Here is a 26,034-nt window from a genome sequence, read left to right as displayed (position 1 = left end):
GCGACATCACCTCTGCCTGACAGACCAACAGGAAGTGAGCATGAGCAAACTCGTCAAAATGAACCCCGATGCGGCCCTTGAGCCGGTCGCTTTCGTGGATCCCGCAACTGTCGTTGAAGGCAAGGCCGTCGAAAAAGGCCTCGGTTACATGGGCGACGATGGCGGGGCGCTCGCTGTCGGCATCTGGGAGACAACCGCCTACGCCGAAGTGTTTTCAGGCGATGGCTACCCTGAAGACGAATACTGCCACGTCCTGACCGGAACGCTGACAATGACGGACGCGGAAGGCAACACGCAAACCTTTGAATCCGGTGACAATTTTGTCGTTCGCAAGGGCTGGTGCGGAGAATTCCGCGTCACCGAAGGTTTCAAGAAAATCTATGTGATGCCGGCCGGCTGACAATCGAATTGGGAGGACATCATGAAACGACTTCTGGCAACCGCGGCCTTGAGCGCGGTCATGGCGACACCTTTGAGCGCGGAAGAGCTCAAAGTGTTCAACTGGGCGGAATACATCGGACCGGAAACGATCGCGAATTTCGAGAAAGAAACCGGCATCGACGTTACCTATGACACCTACGATTCCATCGAAACCCTAGAAACACGGATTCTTGCCGGCGGATCGGGCTTTGACGTGGTTGTTGCAGCTGGCCCGACTGCACAACGGTTCATTACCGCAGGTCTTGTCGACCCGCTCGACAAGGACGGCCTCTCGAACTACGGCAACCTGAACCCGGAAATCATTGACCGGATTCAAGGTTTTGATCCGGAAGCCAAGCATATTGCGCCATACATGTGGGGCACGATCGGGCTTGGATACAATCCGGCCAAGATCAAGGAAATCCTGCCAGATGCCGACATGTCCGACCTGGGCACGCTCTTCAACGAAGCCAATGCGGCACAGCTCGCCAAGTGCGGTCTTGCCGTTATCGACTCTCCCAACGAAGTCCTTGGCCTTGTGCTCAACTATCTGGGCGAAGACCCGAGCTCCGGCAAGAAAGCGACGGTGAAGAAGGCTGAAGAAACCATCGCGGCAATCCGCCCGCATGTCCGCTACTTCGACAGCATCAAGCCGATCGACGATCTGGCCACCGGCGAAATCTGCGCTGCATTGATGTATAGCGGCGACGCTGGAATTGCAGCCTACGCCGCCAGCGAAGCCGGCAACGGAACCGAAGTTCTCTACGCAATTCCGAAACAGGGCAGCCTGGTCTGGGTCGACAGCTTCCTGGTTCTGTCTGATGCAGCCAACAAGGACGCTGCTGCAAAGTTCATCGACTACATGATGCGCCCCGATGTGATCGCGGACGCGACCAACTTCATCTTCTACGCCAACGCAAACTCTGCTGCGACCGAACTGGTTGATCCGGAAATCACCGGCGATCCGAACATCTATCCGACGCCGGAGGTGATGGAACGGCTCTATCCGGAAGTTGCCCTGAACAACAAGGCGCAACGTCTGCGGACCCGCACATGGACCCGCATCAAGACCGGTCAATAAAGCAACATGGATTTCAAGCGCGGCACGGGCAAACCCCGTGCCGTTTCGTTTGGAGGGAGAACGAGATGAGCAACGGCAACCAATCCGATTTTATCCGCATCGAGAACATCGTTAAGAAATTCGGCACGGTGACAGCCGTTCAGAGCATCTCGCTCAACATACATCAGGGCGAGGTGTTCTGCCTTCTGGGGGGATCAGGCAGCGGCAAGTCCACGCTGCTGCGCATGCTGGCCGGCTTCGACCAGCCGACGGAAGGTCGCATCATCCTGGACGGTGAGGAGATCGCCGGACGGCCGCCGGAAAAGCTTCCGGTGAACATGATGTTCCAGTCCTACGCCCTTTTCCCACATATGAGCGTTGAAAAAAATGTTGCTTACGGCCTGCGGCGCGACGGCGTTGCCAAGGCAGAAGTGAAGCAACGGGTCGACGAAATTCTGGACATGGTCAAGCTGACGCCATTTGCAAAACGCAGGCCCCACCAGCTGTCCGGTGGCCAACGGCAGCGCGTGGCGCTGGCCCGGTGCATCGTCAAACGCCCGAAGGTGCTGATGCTCGACGAACCTCTCGGCGCACTGGACAAGAAGCTGCGTGAGGAAACCCAGCAGGAACTTCTCAAGATCCAGCGTGAACTCGGTCTTACCTTCATTGTTGTCACCCATGATCAGGAAGAGGCAATGACCATGGCCGACCGGATCGGCATCATGGATATGGGCAAGCTGGTGCAGGTTGGACCTCCAAGGGAGCTCTATGAGAACCCCAACAGCCTCTTCATTGCCGACTTTGTCGGCTCGCTGAACAAGTTCGACGGAACCGTGGTCGGTCAGGACGATGGCCGGACGGTGGTTCGCCTGTCTGAAGACCTTGTCCTGAAAATCGAAACGCCGTTCGAGCACAACAAGGGCGAGGATGTCATGCTGACGACCCGCCCGGAAAAACTCGAGATTTTCCCCGAGACGTCATCGGCCCAGCCTTCGACCCAGAACGTCGTGACCGGACGGGTGAGTTTCGTCGGCTACATGGGAGAGCAGACGAACTATTCCGTTGATCTGGGCCATGGCATTGAGGTGCGCGTCGCCGAACAGAACCACCACATGTCGACAAAGATCTCGATCGCTGCCGGCGATACGGTCCGTGTGGCCTGGCCTGCCCGGGCCTCCCACTTGTTCGCAGCTTGAGGAGTTCTGGCTATGCGCGCTCAACCCCTCGTCTGGCTGCAAAACAGGATGGGCAAGAACCTTGTGCTTCTGCCCCCCTATGTCTGGATGCTGCTGTTTTTCCTGCTTCCTTTCGGCTTTGTTTTGAAAATCAGCTTTTCCGAAGCAGTCATCGCAAGCCCGCCCTTTGCTCCACTGCTGGAATATGACCCTGAAGAAGGCATCCTCAACGCCGTCTTTCGGGTGTTCAATTATCAGTACCTGATCGAGGACACCCTTTATCTCAAGGCGTATCTCGGCTCGATCAAGATCGCGGCGGTTTCAACTCTCATTTGCCTCTTGATCGGATATCCTTTCGCGCTTGGCATCGCACGCGCGCCGAAGTCTCGCCAACCACTGCTGCTGATGGCGCTGATGCTGCCGTTCTGGACCAGTCTGCTGATCCGCGTCTATGCCTGGATCGGCATCCTGCGCCAGGATGGCGTGCTCAATAACCTTCTTCTATCACTGGGAATAATCGACGAACCTCTGATCATGCTGCAGACCACGTTCGCCACCTATGTGGGTATCGTCTACGCCTATCTGCCCTTCATGGTTCTTCCGCTCTACGCTGTCCTTGAGAAGCAGGACCTGACCCTTCTGGAGGCCTCCCGCGATCTCGGCGCCTCCCCACTGCGCAGCTTCTTCGATGTCACCCTGCCGCTGTCGATTCCGGGGATCATTTCCGGTTCGATGCTGGTGTTCATTCCAGTGATCGGCGAGTTCGTGATCCCGACCCTTCTCAGCGGTGAAAGCACGCTGATGATAGGCCGGGTGCTGTGGACCGAGTTCTTCAACAACCGCGACTGGCCGGTCGCCAGCGCCGTTGCGATCATCATGCTTCTGGTGCTGATCATCCCGATCATTGTCTTCCAGAACCAGCAAGCCAAGCAGGAGAGATAGGTCATGTCACGCTTCCTGAAATTCTCCCTGTGGCTCGGCTTTGCCTTCCTCTATCTGCCGATCTTCGTGCTGATCGCCTACAGCTTCAACGCATCCCGGCGCGGCAGTATCTGGGGTGGTTTCTCCACCCATTGGTATGTGGAACTGTTCAAGGACGAGCAGATCCTGAAAGCTGCCTGGATCAGCATCCAGATAGCCGTCTACAGCGCGACGGGCGCCACGGTCCTCGGACTTCTGGCTGCGGTCGCCATGGTGCGCTTCGGCAAGTTTCGCGGGCGCACGCTGTTTTCCGGCATGATGTCGGCGCCGCTGGTGATGCCTGAAGTGATCACCGGGATCTCGCTGTTGCTCCTGTTCATCTCGGCCGAACAGCTGATCGGCTGGCCTGCTGGCCGGGGCATGCTGACGATCACCATCGCGCATATCACCTTCTGCACGGCCTTCGTGCTGGTGGTGCTTCAACCCCGCATGGCATCCATGGACCGGAGCCTTGAAGAAGCCTCGCGGGACCTTGGGGCCGGGCCTGTCACAACATTTGTCCTGATCACGCTGCCGGTCATCGCCCCGGCGATCATATCCGGCTGGCTTCTGGCCTTCATCCTGTCCTTCGATGATCTGGTCATCGCCAGCTTCACCGCCGGACCGGGCTCTACGACACTGCCGATGCTGATCTTCTCCAAAGTCAAGATCGCCGTTTCGCCGGATGTCAACGCACTGGCCACCTTGATCATCCTGGTAGCAGCGCTTGGTCTGGCACTGGCAATGTTCTTCACCAGAAGACGAAGCGACTCTTAGGACGCACAAAAGGGTAACGAGGCTTCGATGAAGCCTCGTTACCCGACCTGTCTGACACGGGTATTGATCGGGCTGAACTCAGACCTCAACCGCGACCACGGCGAGGCAATCTCCTGCCTTCACCAGTCCCGGGAAGTGGCGGGCAGCCAGCACCCCAGAGCGTCCTGCCCGGTACTCGATCGGCGGATTTCCCGTCCGGTCCGTTGGCCAGACCCGTGCCACCACCTGGCCTTGTTCAACGGTTTCGCCAAGGTCGGCAACCGGTTCGATCATGCCGTCGTCTTCACAGAAGACAAAGCAGTCTCCATCGGGCATATCCAGGGAAACGCTCGGCTCCAATTCAACTTCCCCATCCAGTATGCCTGCATGCTTGAGGACATTGCGAACGCCCTTCTTGGCAATCGCCACGGAGCGCGCGGTTGAGGTGCCTCCGCCGCCAAGCTCCGTTGTCACGAAAACCTTGCCCTGATCTTCGACCGCCGTGTCGTACATGCCGACATTGTCGATCTCCAGCATGATCGTCGTGTAGGGCGCGTTGAAAGCACGGACGGCAGCCGTGCAGGCCTCCTGTTGCTGCTTGTTTTCAAGGACATGGGCCGACGCGAACGGCACGAAGTCCAGCGTCTTGCCTCCGGAGTGGAAGTCAAGAACGATATCAGCCAGGGGAACCAGGACAGTCTGGAAGAAATCGGCAATTTTCTCCGTCACCGTGCCGTCGGGCTTGCCGGGAAACGACCGGTTCATATTGCCTCGGTCGATGGGGGATGTACGAGACCCGGCGCGAAAGGCCGGGTAGTTCATCGCCGGAACGATAATGACGCGACCGGAAATGTCTTGAGCTTCCAGATTAAGCGCCAGGTCCTGCAGGGCAATCGGGCCTTCATATTCGTCGCCGTGGTTGGCTCCGGTCAGCAAGGCCGTCGGACCCGATCCGTTCTTGATCACGGTGATCGGGATCATCACGGAGCCCCAGGCAGAATCGTCGCGGCTATAGGGCAGGCGCAGGAAACCGTGCTGCTTGCCGTCCGCATCCAGTTCGATGGTCGGTACAATGGGATTGGTCGGCATAAGATCAGTCCTTCACCAGAAGACGACGCGGCACGTCCGCGAGGCAAGTCGGCCCGCTTTCGCCAATGACAATGCTTTCAGTGATTTCAAATCCCCAGTCATCCATCCACAGACCGGTCATGAAATGGAAGGTCATGTTCTCTTCCAGCACGGTCTTGTCGCCGGGGCGCAGCGACATGGTGCGCTCACCCCAGTCGGGTGGGTAGGAAATCCCGATCGGGTAGCCGGTGCGGTTGTCCTTCTCAATGCCGTACTTGTTGAGCACAGCAAAGAAAGCCTTGGCGATATCTTCGCAAAGGTTTCCAGCCTTGGCTGCTTCCAACCCGGCCTCCATGCCTTCAAGAACCGCCTTTTCCGCATCGACGAACGTTTGCGTCGGCTTGCCGAGGAAGACGGTGCGCGATAGCGGACAGTGATAGCGCTTGTAGACACCGGCAATCTCGAAGAACGTTCCCTCGCCGGCCACCATCGGCTTGTCGTCCCAGGTCAGATGCGGCGCCGAAGCCGCTTCGCCTGACGGCGACAAGGGAACGATCGCCGGGTAGTCGCCTCCGAAACCACGCTCGGCATCAAAGCGCAGGCCAGCCTCGTAAATGTCGGCGACGAGATCGCATTTGCGATAACCCGGCGCACACTTTTCGAAAATGACATTGTGCATGCGCTCGACGAGCCGGGCGGCGTTTTGCATATATTCCAGTTCGCGCGCAGACTTGACCGCACGCTGCCAGTTCACAAGAGCTGTTGCGTCACTGAAGCGGGCATTCGGCAGGTTCTTCTGCAGCGAGGCAAAGGCGGCAGCGGAAAACCAGTAATTGTCCATTTCCACGCCGATCCGCATGCCCGACCATCCGCGGTCTTCAATCCGCGCTGACAGGTAGTCCATCGGATGGCGTTCGGTCGACTGAACATAGTGATCGGGATAACCGATGATATCCGCGTCGCTCAGATAAGTGGTCCGCGTCGCTCCATTGCCATCCTGTCCCCGTCCGAACCAGACCGGATCTCCATCCGGGCCGACGATCACACACTGATGGACGTAGAACGACCAGGCGTCATAGCCGGTCAACCAGGACATGTTGGAAGGATCGGAAACGATGAGGACATCAATTCCTGCCGTTTCCATCGCCTTGCGGGTCTTTACCAGCCGATCTGCAAACTCCTCCCGGCTGAAAGGCAATTCACGGCCTGCCGGATCCGATCCGTTTACGATTTCATTCATGCGTCAGTTCCTGAAGATGGTGCCGGTTTTCAGCGCGGCAGCACGTTTGCGAGCGTAGGTGGCGATGGCGGTGTCCTGAACGCCGGTCCCGGTCAGATCGGCGATGGTGATATCCCTGTCGCTGACCCGGCCAAGTGATTTCCCGTTGACGATATCGCCAAGCTCGGAAAATTTTACGTCCTGAGAAAAGAGCCCCGCCTCGATCGCCGAGCGCAATTCCCCGAGTGAGCGCGTTTGGGAAAGCCTGTCCGGAACGTAAAGGTCCGCGCGCTCAATACAGGCCGGATCCAGTTCGTTCTTGTTGTGCTGGTCGGATCCCATGGCAGTCACGTGTTGTCCCGGACGCAACCAGTCTGCCTGAAGAACCGGAGACCTGGCCGGTGTGGTGGTCACGATGACATCCGCCTCGGAAATCGCAGTGGCCGCATCACTTGAAGCAGTCACCTGAATGCCCAGCTGATCTTGCAGCGCCCGCGCGGTTGCCTCTGCTTTTTCCAGGTCGCGCGCCCAGATCGATGCCTGCGTTATAGGTCGCACGAGGCAAAGCGCCTGCAATTGCAAACGCGCCTGTGTCCCGGCGCCGATCACACATGCCGAGGATGCATCTTCGCGCGCTAGATGTCTTGCTGCGACAGCTCCGGCAGCCGCTGTCCTGACATCTGTCAGGTAACCATTGTCGAGAAGCAGCGCTTCAACCATTCCGGTCCTGGAGGAAAACAGAACCATCAGCCCGCTGGTGCTGGGCAGACCCAGCTTCGGGTTGTCGAAAAAGCCCGGAGAAATCTTCACGGCGAAACTATCGATGCCCGGCACATAGGCGGTCTTCACATCAACTTCACCGTTGTACTTGGCAACTTCCAGCGACAGGATCGGCGGCATGACCACCTCTCCGCCCGCAAGAGCGGCAAACCCTTGTTCAACGCAGTCAATTGCGTCGAGGTCGAGCGGAACAGCTGCTCTCAAGTCTGCTTCGGTGAGAATATTGATATCCACCATTTCACGCTGCCTCTTTCGTAACGTCGACATCTTCGCCGGAAATGATCCGGTGATGTTGCTTCATGTCTATGTTTCCGCCGCTCATGATGACAGCGACGGGACCTGAATTCTCGATCTTGCCGGCCAGGAGTGCAGCAACACCGACGGACCCCGATCCTTCAACGATCTGGCGCTCCTGCCAGTAAATGTGACGGATGGCTCCGGCGATTTCAGTTTCGCTTACAAGCACGATGTCTTCGACCAGGTCTCGTGTCATTGCGAAGGTCAGGCGGTTGTCGAGCCCGATGCCGCCGCCGAGCGAGTCTGCGAGGGTCGGCAATTCCTCAACCAGGATTGGTTTTCCCGCCTTCTGGCATTCAAACATCGCCGCGCCGCGCTCCATGGAGACGCCGACAATGCGAACATCCGGCCGCCTGGCCTTTACGATGGCAGCAACACCGGAAATGAGCCCGCCCCCGGAGACGGGGACCAGCAGGGTTGCCATGTCCGGAACCTGCTCCAGGATCTCGAGGCCGACCGTCCCCTGCCCTGCAATGATATCCGGATGATCGAATGGCGGGATCATTGTCATCCCCTCTTCGTTCACCAGACGATCGACCTCTTCCTGAGCTTCGTCTTGCGAGCGGCCAATAATGCGCACTTCCGCGCCGTGGGACTTGATGCCGTCGATCTTGGCCTGCGGGACCAGGCTGGACATGCAGATGATACAGCGAACTCCGGCTGCGTTTGCAGCATAGGCGAGGCCGCGACCGTGATTTCCGGTGGACACGCCGACAACACCTTTGGCCTTCTGATCTTCCGTCAATCTGGCTATCGCGTTTGTGGCACCACGCAGCTTGAAACTTCCCGTCACCTGGGTGTGTTCCAGCTTCAGATGAACGGGCACACCAGTATGTGCCTCAAGCGAGGGGGACAGGTTGACCGGGGTTTTGCGGATCGGTGCTGAAATGGTTTGCTGCGCAGCGACAATCTGTTCAGCTGTTACAAAGTCTTCTTCTTTCACACGGCCTCTCCGAAGCTGAAATCTGGAAGTTTTTGGTCGAACAATCGACCATAGTTTTTTGAAGGTCGATCCTGCAGTCCAGCAATATTCGCCATGACCCAGGAACTCGCCTGATTTGAAGTCACGACCGGCTTTCCGGTTCTGCTTTCGATTTCCGATATCGCGTCGATGGCCTGAAGCGCGGTGCAGGATATGAAAAGAGCTTCGGCATCATCTGTGTTGGCGGCCAGGGCACCATCGATGATGGAAGCAACCGAAATACGCGCCATGTCGCGGTCATCCTCGACACCAAAACAATGCATGCGCGTCACTTCAAAGCCGTTTTGCGAGAAGTAGGTTTCCATCGGCTGAGCCGTTTTTTCAAGGTAGGGCGTCAGGATCGCTATTTTCCGGGCACCAAGGGATGACAGTGCCATGCGTGCGGAGGCGGTCGGCGTGACCACAGGCACACCGGGCCTTGCCCGGTTGATCGCAGCAGCAATCTCACCATCTCCGATCATTACCGAAGCCGCCGTACAGCTGTAACAAATGGCTTTCAGTTCTTCACCCGGTGCAATCAGATCCGCCGCCGTCGTCAGGTGCGGCGCCATCTTGCGCAGGTTTTCCGGCGTCGTCGGGTTTTCATAGGCAACACGGGTCGCATGAATGGAGACATTGCGACCGGTCAGCAGGCGAAAGAGATCCCGTTCACTTGTCAGGTCGGTCGCAAGCGCAATCAGCCCAAAGCGGATCTGATCGCCTCGTTGGTCAAATTCAGGGATTCGCGGCGAAAGGGAAACACGGCTCGTGTTCATATGAGCGAGGCTCCAAAACTTCTCAATCGGCCCAGGACAGACCGAAACACTAAACTACCAGAACCGGACAGTCTGCCAGGCTCGTTACCTTGTGGGATACACTGCCCAGCAAAAAACCTTCCACGTCACCAAGCCCGCGACTGCCCACCACGATGAGGTCGGCTTCATGGTCCTCGGCAAACTTGACGATCGTCCGGGCAGGTTGACCGCCCTTGACGAAGGCCCGAACATTTTGTGCCCCCTCAGATACTGCGGTCTGCTTTGCCTCTTCGGCAAGCTGCCGGGCATGATCGCGCATTGCATCATCGAGAATGACAGGTTCTTCCGGCCGCACCATGGACATGGACGCTTCAAGCAGCGAGTGGTGCCGATAGATGGTGAGCAGCAGCAGCTCGCCACTACAGGTCACCTGAAGACCAGCCGCCAGTTTCAACGCCTTTTTCGATCCTTCAGATCCATCAAAGGCGACTATCATGCGTTTGAACATCGGCCCCTCCTAGCGGAATGCAAGGTCACGCAGGAACAGCGCGATTTGCGGAAAAAAGATCAGCGCCGTCGAAACAGCGAGCAGGATGACGGTGAATGGGAAGATGCCCCGGATGACTTCGATGTAGGGTCGCTTGAAGATCGCAATCGCCGTGAAGATGTCACAGCCGAAGGGCGGCGTTGCCGATCCGATGGCGACCTGCAATGTGATGATCGTTCCAACCAGAACCGGATCAAGCCCGACAGATTTCACCACCGGAGCAAAGATCGGTACCAGGATCAGGATGACCACGATCGGATCAACGAACATGCAACCGATGAAAAACGCGATCGAGATGACGGCAAGAACGCCCTTGGGGTCCATATCGGCCACGCCGACGGCAGCGAGGATCTGCTGCGGGACTTCCGCAAATGAAATTACCCAGGAAAACGCTGCGCCCGCGCCGACCAGAATGAAGACAACCGCCGTGATCAAGCCCGTTGACTTGGCGATCGTGTACATGTCCGCCGGTTTCAGCGACCTGAAGATCACGAATTCCAGTATGGCGGCGTAAAGAACACAGACGGCGGCCGCCTCCGTCGGGCTGAAGACACCTCCATAGATGCCCCCGACGATGATGACTGGAAAGCCGAGCGGCCAGACAGCCATGCGGACAGCCTGCCAGCGCTCACTCCAGCTTGCCTTGGGTTCCGTCGGCACGTCCTTGATCGTTGCGTAAATTATGCTGTAGGCGGAAAACAGGACAAGCAGGAGCAGGCCCGGTCCGATCCCTGCAATGAAAAGCTCGGCGATAGACGTGCTGGACACAACACCATAGATGATCATGCCGATGGAAGGCGGAATGAGAAAGGCAATGTCGGACGCGTTGATGATCAGCGCCAGAACGAAGGAATCCTTGTAGCCTGCCTGCAGCATACGCGGTCTCAAGGGTGAACCGACGGCAACCACGGTCGCTTGAGTGGACCCCGAAACCGCTCCGAACAGGGTACAGGCCGATGCGGTGCTGACCGCAAGGCCGCCTTTGATATGGCCGATGAATTTCATCACCATGTCGATGAGCCTGTTTGCGGACTGACCACGGGTCATGATGTCGGCCGCCAGGATGAACATGGGAACAGCGATCAGCGATGCAGGCCGGATGCCCGCCATGATCTGCTGGACCATGAAGTCCATCTTGTCGAAATTGCCGAACATCATGAAAAAGCCGACAAAGGTTGCGGCCAGAAGCGGGATCATCATCGGAAAGCCGAGAAGCAACAACGCGATCATGATCAGGAAGATGGTCAAAGCCATGACGTCACCTCCCTAAACTTCCAACTCGTCGTCATCATAGCCCTCCAGAACCTGGGTGGAGAGGTAGATGTCGTGCGAGACGATGTTCTTTATGGCGGTAAATCCGTATTGCAGACCGGTCATGAAGAAGCCGACCGGTACCCAAAGGAAGATCCAGTAGACCGGAACCTGCAACGCGGGAAGAACGCGGCCTGAATTGGCGACCTTGCTGATATAGCCGATCGAGAAATAGCAAAGCGCAAACATCGCGGCGGCCGTCACTGCAGCGATCAGAACCATCAGCGGTTTGCGAACAGCCGGAGGCAAGGCGTCATAGAGAGCGGACATGCGGATGTGACGGCCCTGACGCGCCGCATAACTGATGCCCGCGAAAGTGATCAGGATGATCAGGATCCGGTTGAGCTCTTCTGTGAAGAACAGACTATGCTGAAGCAGAAACCGGCCGACAACATTGGCGACCGTGTTCAGCGCCATCAGCAACACACCTGCGGCAAGCAGAATGGACTCCAGACGGCTGATGACTGAGTCTACAATACCCAAAACACCCGGCAGCGATGAAGCATGCGGGTCGCGGTTTTCCGAAACCTCCACTGTGTCCTCCCACTGTGGCCGTGAAGAGGTCCGGAGACGAAGGGGCTCCGGACCTTTTTCTCGATTGATCAGTCCCTGGTGGCTTCCAGGTCTGCTTTCAGCTGCTCGAGGATCGCCTTGCCGCTATCACCGGTCATTTCGATGAACTTGGCTTCAACTTCCGCCGCGGCTTCCTTGAAGCAGCTGCGTTGCTCTTCGTTCAGAACCGTCACGGTCATTTCAGGTTTGGCTTCCATGATCTTTTTCAGCTCGGTTTCAGCAAGGCCCTGCTGATACTCCACGATGTAGTCATAGGCTGCTGCCGAAGCGTCGTTGATGACCTTCTGGTCCTCCGCACTCAAGCCGTCGAAGAAGTCCTTGTTGGCCATCACTGCCGTGGTGAAATTGTTATGGCCGGCATAGGTGATGTGATCGGTCACCTCGTAGATCTTGGTGGAATAGAGGAAGAAGGTCGGGTTTTCCTGCCCTTGAATGATGTTGGTCTGCAGTCCGCCATAGACCTCACCCCACGGCAGAGGTGTCGGCGTTGCCCCGAAAGCCTTGTAGGACTCGACCAGCAACGGGTTGGTCATGACACGGAACTTGACCTCGTTGAGGTCCTCACAGCCGGTCACCGGCGACTTGGTGGTCATCGCCACTTCGCCTTCCGGGAACATGACCAGGAGCTCCAGGCCCTGCTGCGCATAGAGCTTGGTGAAGTCCTGATTGATTGCCTTGCTCTGCTTGTAGAAACGGCCAAGATGCGCCTGATCGGTCGGCAGCAGGTAAGGGACAAAGAAGACTTGCGCCTCGGGAATGAGTGCACCGGTAAATCCGGGAGACTGATCGACGAACTGCAGAATTCCGGCCTGAGCCTGCTCCATGATGTCCGCGGACTCGCCAAGCGTTCCATACGGGAACAGTTGAACCGTGTGATCGGAGTTCTTTTCGATCTCTTCCTTGAATTTCTGCGCGTAGACGCCCTGGACTTCCGTCAGGGATTCCTCAAAGGCATATTTCCATTTGTCCGCCTGTGCGGCCATCGCGGTCGAAACCAGAATGGCTGCCGCGGCGGTTGTGCTCAGCAGATTGCGAGTGCTCGGCTTCATTTTCACGTCTCCTCCAATACCCGTCATGGCAGCGCCGCCCGCGAAGGCCGCGCCGTAAGGATTGCATTTGTCGGACTGGATCTGCCGGTGCAGGTCATGCGGCCGCGGCAGTCATTCTCTGTATTGTTATGATTTGAAGAAACTGAAACAGAGACAAAAAATAGTCAATTTAAATATAGTATCATGACAATTTTTGCCAAACAGTCCCTGATTGCCATGAAAAGTATCATGACCTCCGTGCAGCAACTTGTCGGGGAAACCGCTTTTAGCTGAGCAGAGCGGGCTCTGGCTGGCTGCGGATCAGACGTGACACGATCGTCAGTCCGGTCTCAAGCGCCTCCAGACTGACACCACCAATACACAGACGCACGCCAACGCTCGGAATGACGTCCGATGTGACAAATGTCGACCCGGGCCCGACGGCGACGCCCTTTTGGGAAGCATGTGCAACAAAGCCGTCTTCGGTCCACGCATCCGGCAAAGGCAACCAGATATGCATACCGGTGTCCGTTCCATGAAACGGCACGTCGGCAAGAACTCTACGCACCAGCCGATTGCGTTCGGCCAGTGCGTTGCTTTGCCAGTTCATCAGACGATGCGCGGTTCCGTCGATGATCCAGCGCGAACCGATCTCCGCCATCAGAGCGGTCACCATCCAATTGGTCACAAGATGCCGGTTCGAGGCGGCAGCCTCATAGGCTTCCGGCACGACCAGGAAACCAAATCGAAGCCCCGCCATGAGGCACTTCGTCAGGCTTGTGAAGTAGAAAGTGCGCTCCGGCGCCATCGCCGCGACGGGGGCCGGCCGCCCTGGCTGCAACGGACCCCAGGCGTCGTTTTCGATAATGAGAATGTCCTTGGAACGTGCGATTTCCACCAGTTCCGCGCGGCGATCATTCGACATGATCGTTGCTGTCGGGTTCAGGCCGGTCGGCATGAGATAGAGCGCCTTTACGACCTCTTTCTCGCACTCGCGGGCGAATGCTGCCGGCACGATGCCTTCGTCATCTATGGCAACGCCGCGAAGACGCAGTCCCAGATACCGCGTCAGCGGTTTCAAGGTGTGATGGCCCAGCTCTTCGGTCAGGATCAGATCGCCGGGGCTGGCAGCGGTCATCAGTGCAATTGTCATTGCCGATGTGTTGCCGTTGGTAAGCAACAGGCTTTGCGATTGCGGCTTCAGCCCACAGATCTCCAACCAGGAAAAGGATGGCTCGGAGTACCGGCGCAAAGCGCCCAGGGGCCGGAAAGAGGAAATGACAGATTGCGGAATGTCGGTACTCAGTGTGGCCAGCGCTTCGCACATCGCTTCATGGTGCAGGTTATCGAAAACAGGTTTCAACATCGAACAGTCGATGAGTTCGCCCTTTTGCCGGTCAGGCAGGAACGGCGTTTTGGTGTCGCTTCGTTCCAGACGCACAAATGTACCCCGACCGACCTCGCCCGCAATAAATCCACGGCGGATCAGCTCGTCATAGGCCCGGCTGACGGTCTGAACGCTGATATTGAGATCATAGGCCAGATCACGGTGGGTCGGCAGTCGATCGCCATTGCGCAACTCACCCGCTTCCACCGCCCGAATGAGCGCTTCTGCCAGGGAACGGTATGCCGGTCGTTTCAGGTCTTCGGGTCGAGGTGGCCATATTGTCATGATTTATTGATGGCCTTTTTCGGGACAATTGACAAGCCCATTGCCCTGCCCCATTGATGGTAGCCATGGCAGCTATCAAACTCGACGACCGCGACATCAAGATTCTGACCCTGCTGACACGGGAGGGCCGCATGTCGAAGGCCGCCCTGGCCGAACAGGTCAATCTGTCCGCGACGCCTTGCTGGGAACGGCTGAAACGGTTGGAAAAGGCCGGCATCATTTCCGGCTACCATGCGGAAGTAGAACTCAAGCTGATTGCCCCGTTTGTTTCCGTTTTCGTCATGGCCGAACTGGAAAACCATCGCGCCGAGACCTTCCAGAGGTTTGAAGCGGCGGTCCAGCGATATGAGGAGATCACCGCCTGCTGGGCCGTCGGCGGCGGTTACGATTATCTGCTTCAGGTCATCACGCACAATGTCGAGACGTATCAGGCGCTCATCGATGAGCTTCTGGAATCAGGCACCGGGCTGGCCCGCTACTTTTCCTACATCGTGACCAAACCGGTGAAAATTTCACCAACACCGCCCTTATCTGTTCTCCTGTCGGGCACTGACCAGAAGAAATGACTGCTGACAGTGTCAATTGCAGATGAATCGTCTGCCAGCACCAACCGGTTTGAAAGTTTCCTCTCCGGCTCCACGAGTACGTTCAGGCAATCCATCAACTTGACGAGTATTGCCATGTCCGTAGCCGAACTCGCCCCTGAAGAAACGACCTGGGCACTCACCCAGCCAGCGCTCCTTCATCACGAAAGTTATATCGACGGCCGCTGGATTGCTGCGGCTGATGACAAGCGCATCGCCGTGACCAACCCGGCCGACGGCTCCGATCTTGGAAAGGTTGCCAGCTTGTCGCCTGCTGAAAGCACCAAAGCGGTCGACACAGCTGATGCGGCTTTCAAAAACTGGTCTTCCCTGCTGCCGCAGCAACGTGCCGCGATCCTCCGGCGTTGGTTTGAACTTATTCTGGAACACAAGGAAGACCTTGCCAGGATCATGACGCTGGAACAGGGCAAGCCGATCTCCGAAGCGCGCGGCGAGATCGACTACGGTGCATCGTTTGTCGAGTTTTATGCGGAAGAAGCCAAGCGTCCGAATATCGAGAACGTCACATCCCATCTGGCTGATGCCGAAGTCGAAGTCTGGCGCGAACCCGTTGGTGTCGCCGCCATGATCACCCCCTGGAATTTTCCGTCCGCCATGCTGACGCGAAAGGCTGCCGCTGCTCTGGCTGCCGGTTGCACGATCGTTGCCCATCCCTCCGGCGAAACCCCATTCTCTGCGCTCGCGCTCGCCGAACTGGCTGAACGCGCAGGCTTTCCCGCAGGCGTCTTCAATGTCGTCACCGGGGATGCAGCGACAATCGTTGGACCCTGGATGTCCGACCCTAGAGTGAGGGCGGTTTCGTTCACAGGCTCTACCGGCATCGGCAAGCTTCTTTATGCCCAGGCAGCCGACACAGTGAAGAGACTTGTGCTCGAACTGGGTGGGCACGCCCCGTTCATCGTGTTTCAGGACGCCGATCTGGACCTGGCCGTGGAAGAAGCGATCAAGGCGAAGTTCGCAACATCCGGACAGGACTGTCTGGGTGCAAACCGTTTCTATATCGAAAAACCGATCTATGAAGAATTCTGCAGGCGCTTTGCCGAGCAAACCGCTCGTCTCACCATCGGATCAGGTTTCGACGATCCAGATATCGGTCCGTTGATGAATGAAAAGGCGGTCGCCAAACAGGAAGAACATGTTGCCGATGCTCTGGCGCAAGGCGCAAGGCTTCTTATTGGCGGCAAACGGGACAATGCCGGTCCGCTGTTTTATCAGCCGACTGTTCTGGCCGATGTTTCCTCTGATGCGTTGATCATGCACGAGGAAACCTTCGGCCCTGTGGCTGCAATAACATCCTTCGACGACGAAATGAGCGTGTTCCAACAGGCCAACGACACGGAATACGGCCTGGTTGCCTATGTCCACACCCAGGATCCGAGACGCATCTACCGTGCCAGTCGGGCACTCCAATTCGGCATGGTCGCGATCAATCGAACCAAAGTGACCGGCGCCCCGATCCCCTTTGGCGGCATGAAGCAATCGGGCCTCGCCCGCGAAGGGTCACGCCTGGGTCTGGAGGCCTTCACCGACGTCAAATATGTGTGCCGCGACTGGGCCTGAATTCAAAAAAGGAAAATCAAATGTTGAGAAACGATCAGTTGGAACAGTGGGATCGCGACCACTTTTTCCATCCTTCCACCCATCTGGGCCAGTTTGCGCGCGGTGAAGCTGCCCACCGTGTCATCAGGGGCGGCGACGGTGTTTACATTCAGGACCGCGACGGCGTTCGCCTGCTGGACGCCTTTGCCGGGCTTTACTGCGTCAATGTCGGCTATGGCCGCCAGGAAATCGCAGAGGCAATCGCCGAGCAGGCACGTGAACTCGCTTATTACCATTCCTATGTCGGACATGGCACGGAGGCCTCCATCACGCTCGCAAAAATGATTGCGGAACGGGCACCGGATGGTCTCAACCACGTCTATTTCGGCCTATCGGGATCAGACGCAAACGAAACCAACATCAAGCTGGTCTGGTACTACAACAACATCCTTGGCCGGCCTGAAAAGAAGAAGATCATTTCCCGATGGCGCGGTTATCACGGCTCAGGACTGATGACCGGTTCGCTGACCGGGCTTGAACTGTTTCACAAGAAGTTCGACCTGCCCTTGTCACAGGTGATTCATACCGAAGCCCCCTATTATTTCCGCCGTGAAGACCGCTCCATGTCAGAGGAAGAGTTTTCCAATCATTGCGCGGCGGAACTGGAAGAGCTGATCGAGCGCGAAGGCGCCGATACGATTGCCGCCTTCATTGGAGAACCAGTCCTTGGAACCGGCGGTATCGTGCCGCCTCCCAATGGTTATTGGGCAGCCATCCAGGCCGTTTTGAAAAAACACGACATCCTGCTGATTGCCGATGAAGTCGTCACCGGTTTCGGGCGATTGGGCACCATGTTCGGTTCGGCGCACTATCAGATTGAGCCGGACATCATCACCATTGCCAAGGGGCTGACATCCGCTTATGCGCCGCTCTCCGGCTCGATCGTTTCCGACAAGGTCTGGAAAGTGCTTGAGCAGGGCACGGACGAGAATGGTCCGATCGGTCATGGCTGGACATATTCCGCCCATCCGATCGGCGCTGCCGCCGGTGTCGCCAATCTGGAATTGATCGACCGCCTCAACCTGGTCGAAAATGCCGGAGCAACCGGCGACTACCTGAACACCGTCATGGGCGAAGCCCTGTCGGCACATCCGAATGTCGGCGAGATCCGCGGCGAAGGCATGCTGTGTGCTGTCGAGTTCGTAGAGGACAAGAACGATCGCACCTTCTTCGATGCAAGTGAAAAGGTAGGTCCTTCAATTGCTGCAGCACTTCTGAAGCACGGCGTCATCGCCAGAGCCATGCCGCAGGGGGATATCCTTGGCTTTGCACCGCCCCTTTGCCTGACGAAGGAAGAGGCGAATACCATTGTCGAAAAGACCCAGATGGCAGTGAAAGAAGTGCTCGGCTAGCGACGGTCAACTCTGGCCATTTTGAAAAGAAATCAACGGCCTGCACGGACCCCAACTCAGAGCTCCGTGCAGGTACATTTTCGTGCCGCGAAGACTGGGCTAAACCATTCATCGCTTTCGTGAATCGGTCACGGCAAACCGATTCAAATCATTCATTGGAATGCGATTCCGCCTTGTAGAACACTACAGGGCATGACCAATGAGCCAATACATCTGTCGCTTTATCGAATTGACCCTAGTAGGAACATGCAGCGTTTTTACGAGATGACGCTCCAGCCAAACTTGTTTGGCGGCATTTCCCTGATGCGTAATTGGGGTCGCATAGGCCGTTCCGGTCAGTTCAGGATCGATCTGTTCGATGATGAGGCCGCCGCAGCAAGCGCCTTTCAAAAACTCGCCTCGGCAAAACAGCGAAAAGGGTACTTCTGTCCGCGCAACGGGATCGAAATTCAGAAGCTTGGTGCTGATGATGATCAAAGACGAATTCTGGGGCCGATGCCGGAACCGGGTTCGATCTAACCCCGCGCGAGCGGTGCAGTGCTTTTTCGCTCTATCAGCCGACAACCGAGCTCAACCCGTCTGGGACTGCGCGCCCCTTTGGGCAACGTCAGGGCTTCTTCGAGCAGATTGAGCGCAACGTGGCCGATTTCCTCCATCGGAACATGCATGGTCGTGAGGGGTGGCTCTTGAAACTCCCCGAACAGGGCATTGTCAAAGCCCATCACCGAAATATCTTCCGGAATTCGGTATCCGGCCTTTCTCAGACTGTTCATCGCGCCGATGGCGGCATTGTCGGCCGCACAAAAGAGAGCGGTAAAGGGCAGTTTCGGCCCGGCAGTCTCGATCCAGCGATCCATGTTCTTTTCAACGACATGCTGCTGGTAGTCGCCAACATCAATGATCGCATCGTCGTGGACCTTCAGCCCGCGCTCACGATGCGCATCGATAAATCCATACATGCGCTGCCGGGTCGTCAATCTCTGCCCCCAGGTCAAATGCCCGATCCGGGTGTGGCCGAGGGAAAACAGATACCGGGTTGCAAGGCAAGCCCCAAACTGGTTGCCCGGAGACACCGTGTCGACCCGCATGCTCGGGTCTTGCCCCGACAGTACGACGATCTCCGGCCCGAGTTCATGCAGCCTGTCAATCAGCACGGGACGATCGTCCTGCATGACGGCGATGCCATTCGGATTATGTTTGGCGATGGCCGTCGCCACATTTTCCGGGTCAATCTCCGAACCCGGTTCGATATGCGGAATGATCCGGATACCCCGTGCCCTGCATTCGTTGCGAAAAGCATTGATCATGGTCCACGCGACAAGATTGCGGTCGGACTTGGGCAAGGTCGCATCACAGGCAACGAGCAGAACGGTCGGCAGTAGTGAAATCGACGCCTTTCGCTTTCGCTTAGCCAGATATCCGGTGTCGCGCGCGACGGAGAGCACGCGTTCCTGAACACCCTCACTGATCGGTGCAGTTCCGTTCAGAACATGGGAAACCGTGCTGATGGAAACGTTGGCCCGTTCCGCAATAAGCTTGATACCAGACGACATGTAGGCCCTGACGGTTGCAAATCTCTCCAGAGCATACGCACCACGGCGGCAATCTTCCAAGACCATTCATGAAAATATTTTCATATATTCAAGCATCCAATTTTTCCAAATAGGTCTACCGTTCTCTCAATTCTTATTCCGGCCCGCCTCATCCGAACCTTCGATATCTGGCTCGAAGCGGCGGCTTGAGTGGCGTCGGAGATACGATCGGGAGAGACAGGATGCAGATTGACGTTCGCCATGCGATTGCACCGGACCATGCCGAGCGGATGAACACCGCAGAGTTACGAAATAATTTTCACGTGCCTGACATCTTCAGGCCAGGTCAGATTTCCATGACTTATTGTCACGACGATCGCTTGATCCTCGGCGGCATAGCCCCTGGCGTCGAACCTCTGACTTTTCCCTCCGACGTCGCTCAAATCACCGGCACTGAAACCTTTCTCCAGCGCCGGGAACTTGGCCTGATCAATGTCGGCGGGCCCGGGAAAGTGGTTGCTTCAGGCGAACGAATTGAGATTGCGCATCAAGAGGGGCTTTATGTCGGCATGGGCACCGCGGAGATTTCGTTTACGAGCGAGGACGCGTCGAACCCGGCCAAGTTCTATTTCTGCTCCGCGCCGGCCCATCAGGCCTATCCGAACAAAAAAGTCACGCTGGAAGAAGCTTCACCCCAACCCATGGGGGAAGCTTCCTCTTCCAACAAACGCGTAATCTACAAGTACGTGCACCCTGACGTGATGCCGACGTGCCAACTGCTGATGGGCCTGACACGTCTAGAGGAAGGCAGTGTCTGGAACACGATGCCGTGCCATACCCATGACCGGCGTATGGAAGCCTATTTCTATTTTGACATGGCACCGGAAAGCGCGGTGGTGCACCTGATGGGAAAACCGGATGAAACCCGCCACCTGATCGTGCGCAATGAAGAAGCGGTGATCTCACCCAGCTGGTCGATCCATTCCGGCGCCGGTATTGGCCGTTACGGTTTCATCTGGGCAATGGCCGGTGAAAACCAGTCATTCGCGGATATGGATTTCGTTCCGATGCCGGAGTTGAGATAGTCATGAGTGACTTGTTCGATCTCAATGGCAAATGGGCGCTTGTCACCGGGGCACGCACCGGCCTTGGCCGCGCTCTCGCATTGACGCTTGCAGAGGCAGGCGCAGACATTGTCGGGCTGGGCTCCACCGAGCTTGACGACGTCGGTGATACCATTCGGCAAAAGGGCCGGAAATTCCTCCCCCTCATTTGCGACCTGACTACGCGTCAGGACTTTGAAACGCTGCTGTACCCGGTTCAGCAAGAAACCGGCGGCCTTGACATTCTGGTCAACAACGCCGGCATCATTCGGCGCAACGACCTCATGTCCTTTCCGGACGAGGATTGGGACGAGGTGGTCGAGATCAACATGACCGCTGCCTTTCGCATGAGCCGAACGATAGCGCGCACCATGGCCGAAAGACAAATCAAGGGCCGCATCATCAATGTGGCTTCCCTGCTCTCGTTTCAGGGCGGCATTCGCGTCGCGTCATATACAGCAAGCAAACACGGGATCCTCGGCATCACCCGTGCCATGGCCAACGAACTGGCGCCACACGGCATAACGGTCAACGCCATTGCGCCCGGTTACATGGAAACGGACAATACCGAAGCGCTCAGAAATGATCCCGACCGAAGTCGGCAAATTCTGGAAAGGATTCCGGCAGGACGATGGGGCGAACCGGAAGACCTTGCCACTGCCGTGCTGTTTCTGGCCTCACAATCTTCAGGTTACATCACCGGAACTATGATCCCGGTCGATGGCGGCTGGTCCGCCCGTTAATCTTTGATTTTGCGTAGAAAAACTTGACCTCAACCCGCAAAAACACCTGAAGACTACTTATGCGGGAGCCGCAACAAGAACACATGAAGATCAAGCCGCAATAATGAAAATATTTTCATAGATGTCGCTTGTTTCCGACTGCCTCGCTTGTCACTGTCGAACTGCAAAACAAAGCACAGACCTTGCAAAATTGATCGAAACCACTGCGCGAAGGCATCTGCGAGATCAATTTAGTCGTGAAAAAAATTTAACGACGAAGGCCTGGAATGCTGCCCGGGAGGAATGGGAAACGGGCAGCGTAGATGGAGGAAAACATGCGCAAAGTCGCGTTTACATCATTAACTGCCCTGACTGCTTCGCTGATGGCGAGTGCGGCCCTGGCCTATACCGAAGCGCCGATGCTCGCCGAACAGGTGAAGGCAGGCACCTTGCCATCCGTTGATGAGCGGTTGCCGGAAAATCCTCGCGTGATCCCGGTCTACGGTGAAATCGGACAGTATGGCGGCACCTGGAGCCGCGCCTTCAAAGGGCCCAGCGACCGGTGGGGGCCGACCAAGCTCATGGAAGAGCGTGTGGTGGAAAGCTACATGGACGATGAGCAGCAAATCTCGCTCGTTCCGGGCTGGGTCGGCGACTATTCGGTCAGCGACGATGCCCGTGAGTTCACATTCAAGATCCGCAAGGGACTGAAATGGTCCGACGGAGCGCCGGTCACCACCCGCGACATCCGCTTCTGGTACGAGGACGTCTTTCTCAACGAGGAACTGACCCCGAGCATCAAGGCGCTTTACACATCGGACGGCAAACCGATGGAACTCAGCTTTGAAGACGACTACACATTCAAGGTAAGTTTCGCCAAGCCGTACCCGCTCTTCCTGACCATTCTGGCCAAGGAAAGCACAGGACGCCCAGGCCTTGACCGGCCGGGTTTCATCGAACCGTTTCACTACCTCAAGGACTATCATCCCAAATATGCCGAAGAAGCGAAGCTGAAGGCTGCGATCGAGGAACACGGTGCCAAGAGCTGGACCGATCTGTGGGACTCCAAAGGACAGATTCAGGCCTGGTGGTTCAACCCGGACATGCCCGTTCTGACGGCCTGGCGCGTGGTAACGCCGCCCCCGGCGGAAATCGTGGTGATGGAACGAAACCCCTACTATTATGGCGTCGACCCGGAAGGCAATCAGCTGCCCTATATCGACCGGATCGAGCATCGCCTGTTCCAGGACCCGGAAAGCCTGAACCTGATGGCGATCCAGGGTGAGATCGACCTGCAGAACCGGCACCTTAACGTCGCCGACTTCACGCTCTTCAAGGAAAACGAGGACAAGGGCGGCTATGTGCTCGACACATGGACCAAGGCACTGACCTGGACCTTGATGCCCAATCTCAACGTCAAGGACGATGTGCTCCGTGATCTCTACGAAGACAAGCGTTTCCGTGAAGCGCTGAACATTGCGGTCGACCGCGAGACCATCAATGAACTCGCGTTTTCCGGCCTGGGCGAGGCCCGTCAGGCAAGCCCGGTATCAGGCTCTCCCTTCTTCGACGAAGAAGCCGAAACGCGCTGGACGCAATACGATCCGGATCGCGCCAATGCGCTGCTGGACGAAATTGGCCTGGACAAGCGCGACGGCGATGGTTTCCGCCTGCGCCCTGACGGTGAACGGCTGAGCATCGTTGTTGAAACCCGCTGGGACACTCAATCGGAAACGCTCGAACTGGTGCGGACCTTCTGGGAAGACGTCGGCGTTGAGGCGATCATTCGTATCATTGACCGCACCCTCTTCACCCAGCATGTGGAGACTTCCGAATATGACATGGTGCTGGATACCTTTGACCGTGCATCGATGATCACGGCGGACCCGGCCAGGTTCCTCGGCCGCTATGGGTTTGCCCATGGCTACTACAATTGGTGGGACAGTCGAGGAGAAACCGGCTTCGAACCGCCGGAAGACCATCCGATCCGGGATTTGTGGAAAGCATGGGAAGCTGCGCAGGGCGCCTCTTCCCTGGAAGAAGCCAACAAGTTCGCACAGGAAATGGTTTCCATTCACAAGGAAAACGGCTGGCAAATCGGTCTGGTGGGTGAACCGCCTGCAATCTACGTACGCAACACCGACCTGAAGAACTTCCCGACCGGATTCATTCATGATGATGCGCTGCGCGGCATCGGGCTCGCCTATCCGCAGCAGCTCTACTTCTCCCAGGACTGACTTCGTCAGCCCTAAAGGAGCGGGGTGCCTGTCTGCAAAGGCATCCCGCTCCTGCAGCTAATTGCCGGATGCGGCGGGAGGATGAACAACGCACCTCCCTCCGCTTCGCCTCTTTCGGAAGGCATGGCCTTCCGTAACGAAAAAACGACGGAACCAGATCATGGTCGGCTACATTATAAATCGGGTCTTGTGGTCAATTCCCACATTGCTCGTGATCACGGTCGCGACCTTTGTCATTATCCAGTTGCCCCCCGGCGACTATGTCACTGCCTACATTGCGGAGCTGATCCAGACCGGTGAAACGGTGGATGATGCGACAGCGGCTCAGATCCGAAAGGAGTTCGGTCTCGACCGGCCCTATTACGAGCAGTTTTTCTCCTGGATCGGCGGCATTGTCCTTCACGGTGACTTCGGCCTGTCACTGGACTGGAAACTGCCAGTATCGGACTTGATCTGGGGCCGCCTCGGACTGACTCTCCTGATTTCCACATTGTCGCTGTTGCTGACCTGGGCCATCGCGATCCCCATCGGCGTTTACTCCGCAACCCGGCAGTATTCGATCTTCGATTACCTTTTCACCGTGCTTGGCTTTCTGGGCCGCGGCATCCCCGACTTCCTGCTGGCACTCATCCTGATGTGGATGGGATTTGTCTATTTCAACTTCCATGTTGGCGGACTGTTTTCACCCGAATACGTGACCGCTCCGTGGTCGATGGCCAAGTTCTGGGACATGCTTGCTCATTTGTGGGTACCGGTCGTCGTTCTGGCCACCGGTGGTGCTGCCGGTCTCCTGCGCATTATGCGCGCCAACATGCTGGAAGAACTCGGCAAGCCCTATGTCGAAACCGCCTATGCGCAAGGACTGAGCGAGCGTCGCGTCGTTTGGGGATACCCGGTGCGCGTTGCACTCAATCCTTTCATCAGCACCGTTGGCTGGGCGCTCCCTGCCCTCATTTCCGGTGACGTCATCACGGCTGTCGTCCTGAACCTGCCGACAACCGGCCCCCTTTTGCTGCGAGCCCTGCAGAACCAGGACATGTATCTTGCCGGTGGCTTCATCCTCATTCTCAGCGTCTTTACGATCATCGGCACGTTGCTGTCCGATATCCTTCTGGTGCTGACCGACCCACGCATTCGTTATTCGTGAGGCCTGCCATGTCAGAACAAACCATGGCCCAGACCGATACCACGGTCACAAAGTCAGAACCCGGCGACACGGTTTACACCGCATCTCCCGTCAAACTGATGTGGTGGCGCTTTCGCAGGCACAAGCTTGCCGTCTGGTCGCTGGCGATCATCATCGCGCTTTATCTGGTGGCGGCCTTTGCCGAGTTCATCGCGCCCTACGATCCGTTCAAGCACAACCGTCTCAATCCGTTCACGCCACCTCAGAGCATTCACCTGTTTCATGACGGCGAATTCGTTGGGCCTTTCGTTTACGGGCTGAAGCGCAAGCGCGATCCGGAAACGGCACGTCTCACCTTCACGGAGGACACGTCGAAGGTTCTTCCCGTTCGCTTCTTTGTCGAAGGCGATCCTTACAGGTTCTGGGGACTTTTCGAGGCAAAACGTCATCTGTTCGGGGTAGAAGGCAAGCGCAACAGGATCTATTTGCTCGGCACTGACAAGCTTGGTCGTGACCTGTTCTCCAGACTTGTCTATGGCGCGCGGGTGACGCTTTCCGTCGGTCTCATAGGTGTCTTCTTCAGTTTCATCATCGGCATTACCCTGGGCAGCCTTGCGGGCCTGATCGGAGGCACGATCGACACGGTGATCCAGCGCCTGGCCGAAATCGTGCGCTCGATCCCGACCATTCCGCTTTGGCTTGGCCTTGCCGCTGCCTTGCCGGTCAATTGGGATCCGATCCTCGTTTATCTTCTGATCACCGTCATTCTCGCTCTCATCGGCTGGACCAATCTTGCACGGGTGGTGCGCGGGCACTTCATGACAATTCGTCATCAGGATTTCGTGCTGGCGGCCCGTTTGTCGGGGGCTTCCAAAACGCGGATTGTGACACGGCACATGCTGCCTTCCATGACGTCTTACGTCATTGCCGCCATTACACTTGCGATCCCTGAAATGATCCTGGGGGAGACTGCCCTGAGCTTCCTCGGCCTGGGTCTGCGCCCACCGGTGATCAGCTGGGGTGTGTTGTTGCAGGACGCTCAGAACCTGCGATCAATCGCGCTGGCCCCCTGGCTGCTTTTCCCGGGCGTTGCCATCGTGGTCACGATCCTCGCCTTCAACTTTCTCGGCGATGGTCTTCGCGACGCCGCTGACCCCTATCAGAAATAAGGAGACG

Annotated in this window: 25 protein-coding genes; 14 read left to right on the top strand and 11 right to left on the bottom strand. The window is 57.1% G+C overall.

The window, feature by feature from the left end:
- The first annotated feature begins 40 nt into the window (after positions 1-40).
- The 5 genes from ABLQ08_RS28205 (at position 41) to ABLQ08_RS28185 (ending at position 4,392) form a co-directional block, all read left to right on the top strand.
- Positions 41-400, top strand: a complete 360-nt coding sequence (locus ABLQ08_RS28205; protein ID WP_352949534.1) for a cupin domain-containing protein — start codon at positions 41-43, stop codon at positions 398-400.
- Between the two features lie 21 nt (positions 401-421).
- A complete protein-coding gene (locus tag ABLQ08_RS28200; RefSeq protein ID WP_352949532.1) occupies positions 422-1,501 on the top strand; it encodes an extracellular solute-binding protein in 1,080 nt (359 codons plus the stop codon).
- A 65-nt stretch (positions 1,502-1,566) separates the two neighbouring features.
- Positions 1,567-2,676, top strand: a complete 1,110-nt coding sequence (locus ABLQ08_RS28195) for an ABC transporter ATP-binding protein (RefSeq protein ID WP_352949530.1) — start codon at positions 1,567-1,569, stop codon at positions 2,674-2,676.
- 12 nt (positions 2,677-2,688) lie between these two features.
- Positions 2,689-3,597, top strand: coding sequence for an ABC transporter permease subunit (locus tag ABLQ08_RS28190; protein ID WP_352949528.1), 909 nt, complete (start codon positions 2,689-2,691; stop codon positions 3,595-3,597).
- A 3-nt stretch (positions 3,598-3,600) separates the two neighbouring features.
- Entirely contained in the window at positions 3,601-4,392 is a 792-nt protein-coding gene (locus ABLQ08_RS28185; protein ID WP_352949526.1) for an ABC transporter permease subunit, read from the top strand.
- 78 nt (positions 4,393-4,470) lie between these two features.
- Here the strand turns inward: ABLQ08_RS28185 and doeB are convergent, their stop codons facing one another.
- From doeB to ABLQ08_RS28135, 10 genes are all read right to left on the bottom strand, one after another.
- A complete protein-coding gene (gene doeB, locus ABLQ08_RS28180) occupies positions 4,471-5,460 on the bottom strand; it encodes a N(2)-acetyl-L-2,4-diaminobutanoate deacetylase DoeB (RefSeq protein ID WP_352949524.1) in 990 nt (329 codons plus the stop codon).
- 4 nt (positions 5,461-5,464) lie between these two features.
- Entirely contained in the window at positions 5,465-6,679 is a 1,215-nt protein-coding gene (gene doeA / locus ABLQ08_RS28175) for an ectoine hydrolase DoeA (protein WP_352949522.1), read from the bottom strand.
- Between the two features lie 3 nt (positions 6,680-6,682).
- Positions 6,683-7,675, bottom strand: a complete 993-nt coding sequence (gene eutC / locus ABLQ08_RS28170; protein WP_352949520.1) for an ectoine utilization protein EutC — start codon at positions 7,673-7,675, stop codon at positions 6,683-6,685.
- A 1-nt stretch (position 7,676) separates the two neighbouring features.
- The gene (eutB, locus tag ABLQ08_RS28165; RefSeq protein WP_352949518.1) at positions 7,677-8,678 is read right to left on the bottom strand and encodes a hydroxyectoine utilization dehydratase EutB; all 1,002 of its coding nucleotides are present in this window, start codon (positions 8,676-8,678) and stop codon (positions 7,677-7,679) included.
- A complete protein-coding gene (locus tag ABLQ08_RS28160) occupies positions 8,675-9,472 on the bottom strand; it encodes an ectoine utilization protein EutA (protein ID WP_352949516.1) in 798 nt (265 codons plus the stop codon). Before ABLQ08_RS28160 ends, eutB begins: the two co-directional genes overlap by 4 nt.
- Before the next feature lie 49 nt (positions 9,473-9,521).
- Positions 9,522-9,959: a universal stress protein gene (locus tag ABLQ08_RS28155; RefSeq protein ID WP_352949514.1), complete on the bottom strand. Its 438-nt coding sequence runs from the start codon at positions 9,957-9,959 to the stop codon at positions 9,522-9,524.
- A gap of 9 nt (positions 9,960-9,968) precedes the next feature.
- Positions 9,969-11,252: a TRAP transporter large permease gene (locus ABLQ08_RS28150; RefSeq protein ID WP_352949512.1), complete on the bottom strand. Its 1,284-nt coding sequence runs from the start codon at positions 11,250-11,252 to the stop codon at positions 9,969-9,971.
- Between the two features lie 12 nt (positions 11,253-11,264).
- On the bottom strand, positions 11,265-11,843 hold the full coding sequence (locus tag ABLQ08_RS28145; protein WP_352949510.1) for a TRAP transporter small permease: 579 nt from the start codon (positions 11,841-11,843) through the stop codon (positions 11,265-11,267).
- A gap of 68 nt (positions 11,844-11,911) precedes the next feature.
- On the bottom strand, positions 11,912-12,931 hold the full coding sequence (gene dctP / locus ABLQ08_RS28140) for a TRAP transporter substrate-binding protein DctP (RefSeq protein ID WP_352949508.1): 1,020 nt from the start codon (positions 12,929-12,931) through the stop codon (positions 11,912-11,914).
- Positions 12,932-13,196: 265 nt separating this feature from the next.
- Positions 13,197-14,582 (bottom strand): PLP-dependent aminotransferase family protein, encoded by a 1,386-nt coding sequence (locus ABLQ08_RS28135; RefSeq protein WP_352949506.1) that lies wholly within the window; start codon positions 14,580-14,582, stop codon positions 13,197-13,199.
- A 65-nt stretch (positions 14,583-14,647) separates the two neighbouring features.
- On the opposite strand from ABLQ08_RS28135, the gene ABLQ08_RS28130 reads away from it, so the two are divergent.
- From ABLQ08_RS28130 to ABLQ08_RS28115, 4 genes are all read left to right on the top strand, one after another.
- Positions 14,648-15,148, top strand: a complete 501-nt coding sequence (locus ABLQ08_RS28130) for an Lrp/AsnC family transcriptional regulator (RefSeq protein WP_352949504.1) — start codon at positions 14,648-14,650, stop codon at positions 15,146-15,148.
- Positions 15,149-15,262: 114 nt separating this feature from the next.
- Positions 15,263-16,747: an NAD-dependent succinate-semialdehyde dehydrogenase gene (locus tag ABLQ08_RS28125; RefSeq protein WP_352949502.1), complete on the top strand. Its 1,485-nt coding sequence runs from the start codon at positions 15,263-15,265 to the stop codon at positions 16,745-16,747.
- A 20-nt stretch (positions 16,748-16,767) separates the two neighbouring features.
- Positions 16,768-18,138: an aspartate aminotransferase family protein gene (locus ABLQ08_RS28120; RefSeq protein ID WP_352949500.1), complete on the top strand. Its 1,371-nt coding sequence runs from the start codon at positions 16,768-16,770 to the stop codon at positions 18,136-18,138.
- 192 nt (positions 18,139-18,330) lie between these two features.
- A complete protein-coding gene (locus ABLQ08_RS28115) occupies positions 18,331-18,657 on the top strand; it encodes a WGR domain-containing protein (RefSeq protein ID WP_352949498.1) in 327 nt (108 codons plus the stop codon).
- Here the strand turns inward: ABLQ08_RS28115 and ABLQ08_RS28110 are convergent.
- On the bottom strand, positions 18,654-19,757 hold the full coding sequence (locus ABLQ08_RS28110) for a LacI family DNA-binding transcriptional regulator (protein ID WP_352949496.1): 1,104 nt from the start codon (positions 19,755-19,757) through the stop codon (positions 18,654-18,656). The two genes, ABLQ08_RS28115 and ABLQ08_RS28110, sit on opposite strands and share 4 nt — an antisense overlap.
- A gap of 155 nt (positions 19,758-19,912) precedes the next feature.
- On the opposite strand from ABLQ08_RS28110, the gene kduI reads away from it, so the two are divergent.
- The 5 genes from kduI to ABLQ08_RS28085 all read left to right on the top strand — a co-directional run bounded on the left by kduI (position 19,913) and on the right by ABLQ08_RS28085 (position 26,027).
- Positions 19,913-20,755 (top strand): 5-dehydro-4-deoxy-D-glucuronate isomerase, encoded by an 843-nt coding sequence (kduI, locus tag ABLQ08_RS28105; protein ID WP_352949494.1) that lies wholly within the window; start codon positions 19,913-19,915, stop codon positions 20,753-20,755.
- A 2-nt stretch (positions 20,756-20,757) separates the two neighbouring features.
- A complete protein-coding gene (gene kduD, locus ABLQ08_RS28100) occupies positions 20,758-21,516 on the top strand; it encodes a 2-dehydro-3-deoxy-D-gluconate 5-dehydrogenase KduD (RefSeq protein ID WP_352949492.1) in 759 nt (252 codons plus the stop codon).
- A 314-nt stretch (positions 21,517-21,830) separates the two neighbouring features.
- Entirely contained in the window at positions 21,831-23,732 is a 1,902-nt protein-coding gene (locus ABLQ08_RS28095) for an ABC transporter substrate-binding protein (RefSeq protein WP_352949490.1), read from the top strand.
- 160 nt (positions 23,733-23,892) lie between these two features.
- Positions 23,893-24,879 (top strand): ABC transporter permease, encoded by a 987-nt coding sequence (locus ABLQ08_RS28090; protein ID WP_352949488.1) that lies wholly within the window; start codon positions 23,893-23,895, stop codon positions 24,877-24,879.
- 8 nt (positions 24,880-24,887) lie between these two features.
- A complete protein-coding gene (locus ABLQ08_RS28085; protein WP_352949486.1) occupies positions 24,888-26,027 on the top strand; it encodes an ABC transporter permease in 1,140 nt (379 codons plus the stop codon).
- Positions 26,028-26,034 lie beyond the last annotated feature (7 nt).

Origin of the sequence: Roseibium sp. SCP14, assembly GCF_040329475.1 — a bacterium.
GTDB lineage: Bacteria > Pseudomonadota > Alphaproteobacteria > Rhizobiales > Stappiaceae > Roseibium.
The sequence above is the reverse complement of the archived record's forward strand: the minus strand, read 5'-3'. Positions and strand labels throughout refer to the sequence as shown.

Bases quoted from the DNA above. Each gene is read 5' to 3' on its own strand.
- ABLQ08_RS28125 (WP_352949502.1), top strand. From the start codon at position 15,263: ATGTCCGTAGCCGAACTCGCCCCTGAAGAAACGACCTGGGCACTCACC.
- kduD (WP_352949492.1), top strand. From the start codon at position 20,758: ATGAGTGACTTGTTCGATCTCAATGGCAAATGGGCGCTTGTCACCGGG.
- dctP (WP_352949508.1), bottom strand. From the start codon at position 12,931: ATGAAGCCGAGCACTCGCAATCTGCTGAGCACAACCGCCGCGGCAGCC.
- ABLQ08_RS28155 (WP_352949514.1), bottom strand. From the start codon at position 9,959: ATGTTCAAACGCATGATAGTCGCCTTTGATGGATCTGAAGGATCGAAA.
- ABLQ08_RS28115 (WP_352949498.1), top strand. From the start codon at position 18,331: ATGACCAATGAGCCAATACATCTGTCGCTTTATCGAATTGACCCTAGT.
- ABLQ08_RS28185 (WP_352949526.1), top strand. From the start codon at position 3,601: ATGTCACGCTTCCTGAAATTCTCCCTGTGGCTCGGCTTTGCCTTCCTC.
- ABLQ08_RS28190 (WP_352949528.1), top strand. From the start codon at position 2,689: ATGCGCGCTCAACCCCTCGTCTGGCTGCAAAACAGGATGGGCAAGAAC.
- ABLQ08_RS28095 (WP_352949490.1), top strand. From the start codon at position 21,831: ATGCGCAAAGTCGCGTTTACATCATTAACTGCCCTGACTGCTTCGCTG.
- ABLQ08_RS28160 (WP_352949516.1), bottom strand. From the start codon at position 9,472: ATGAACACGAGCCGTGTTTCCCTTTCGCCGCGAATCCCTGAATTTGAC.
- eutC (WP_352949520.1), bottom strand. From the start codon at position 7,675: ATGGTGGATATCAATATTCTCACCGAAGCAGACTTGAGAGCAGCTGTT.
- ABLQ08_RS28135 (WP_352949506.1), bottom strand. From the start codon at position 14,582: ATGACAATATGGCCACCTCGACCCGAAGACCTGAAACGACCGGCATAC.
- ABLQ08_RS28110 (WP_352949496.1), bottom strand. From the start codon at position 19,757: ATGGTCTTGGAAGATTGCCGCCGTGGTGCGTATGCTCTGGAGAGATTT.
- ABLQ08_RS28090 (WP_352949488.1), top strand. From the start codon at position 23,893: ATGGTCGGCTACATTATAAATCGGGTCTTGTGGTCAATTCCCACATTG.
- ABLQ08_RS28195 (WP_352949530.1), top strand. From the start codon at position 1,567: ATGAGCAACGGCAACCAATCCGATTTTATCCGCATCGAGAACATCGTT.
- ABLQ08_RS28200 (WP_352949532.1), top strand. From the start codon at position 422: ATGAAACGACTTCTGGCAACCGCGGCCTTGAGCGCGGTCATGGCGACA.
- doeB (WP_352949524.1), bottom strand. From the start codon at position 5,460: ATGCCGACCAATCCCATTGTACCGACCATCGAACTGGATGCGGACGGC.
- ABLQ08_RS28130 (WP_352949504.1), top strand. From the start codon at position 14,648: ATGGCAGCTATCAAACTCGACGACCGCGACATCAAGATTCTGACCCTG.
- ABLQ08_RS28085 (WP_352949486.1), top strand. From the start codon at position 24,888: ATGTCAGAACAAACCATGGCCCAGACCGATACCACGGTCACAAAGTCA.
- ABLQ08_RS28120 (WP_352949500.1), top strand. From the start codon at position 16,768: ATGTTGAGAAACGATCAGTTGGAACAGTGGGATCGCGACCACTTTTTC.
- kduI (WP_352949494.1), top strand. From the start codon at position 19,913: ATGCAGATTGACGTTCGCCATGCGATTGCACCGGACCATGCCGAGCGG.
- doeA (WP_352949522.1), bottom strand. From the start codon at position 6,679: ATGAATGAAATCGTAAACGGATCGGATCCGGCAGGCCGTGAATTGCCT.
- ABLQ08_RS28150 (WP_352949512.1), bottom strand. From the start codon at position 11,252: ATGGCTTTGACCATCTTCCTGATCATGATCGCGTTGTTGCTTCTCGGC.
- ABLQ08_RS28205 (WP_352949534.1), top strand. From the start codon at position 41: ATGAGCAAACTCGTCAAAATGAACCCCGATGCGGCCCTTGAGCCGGTC.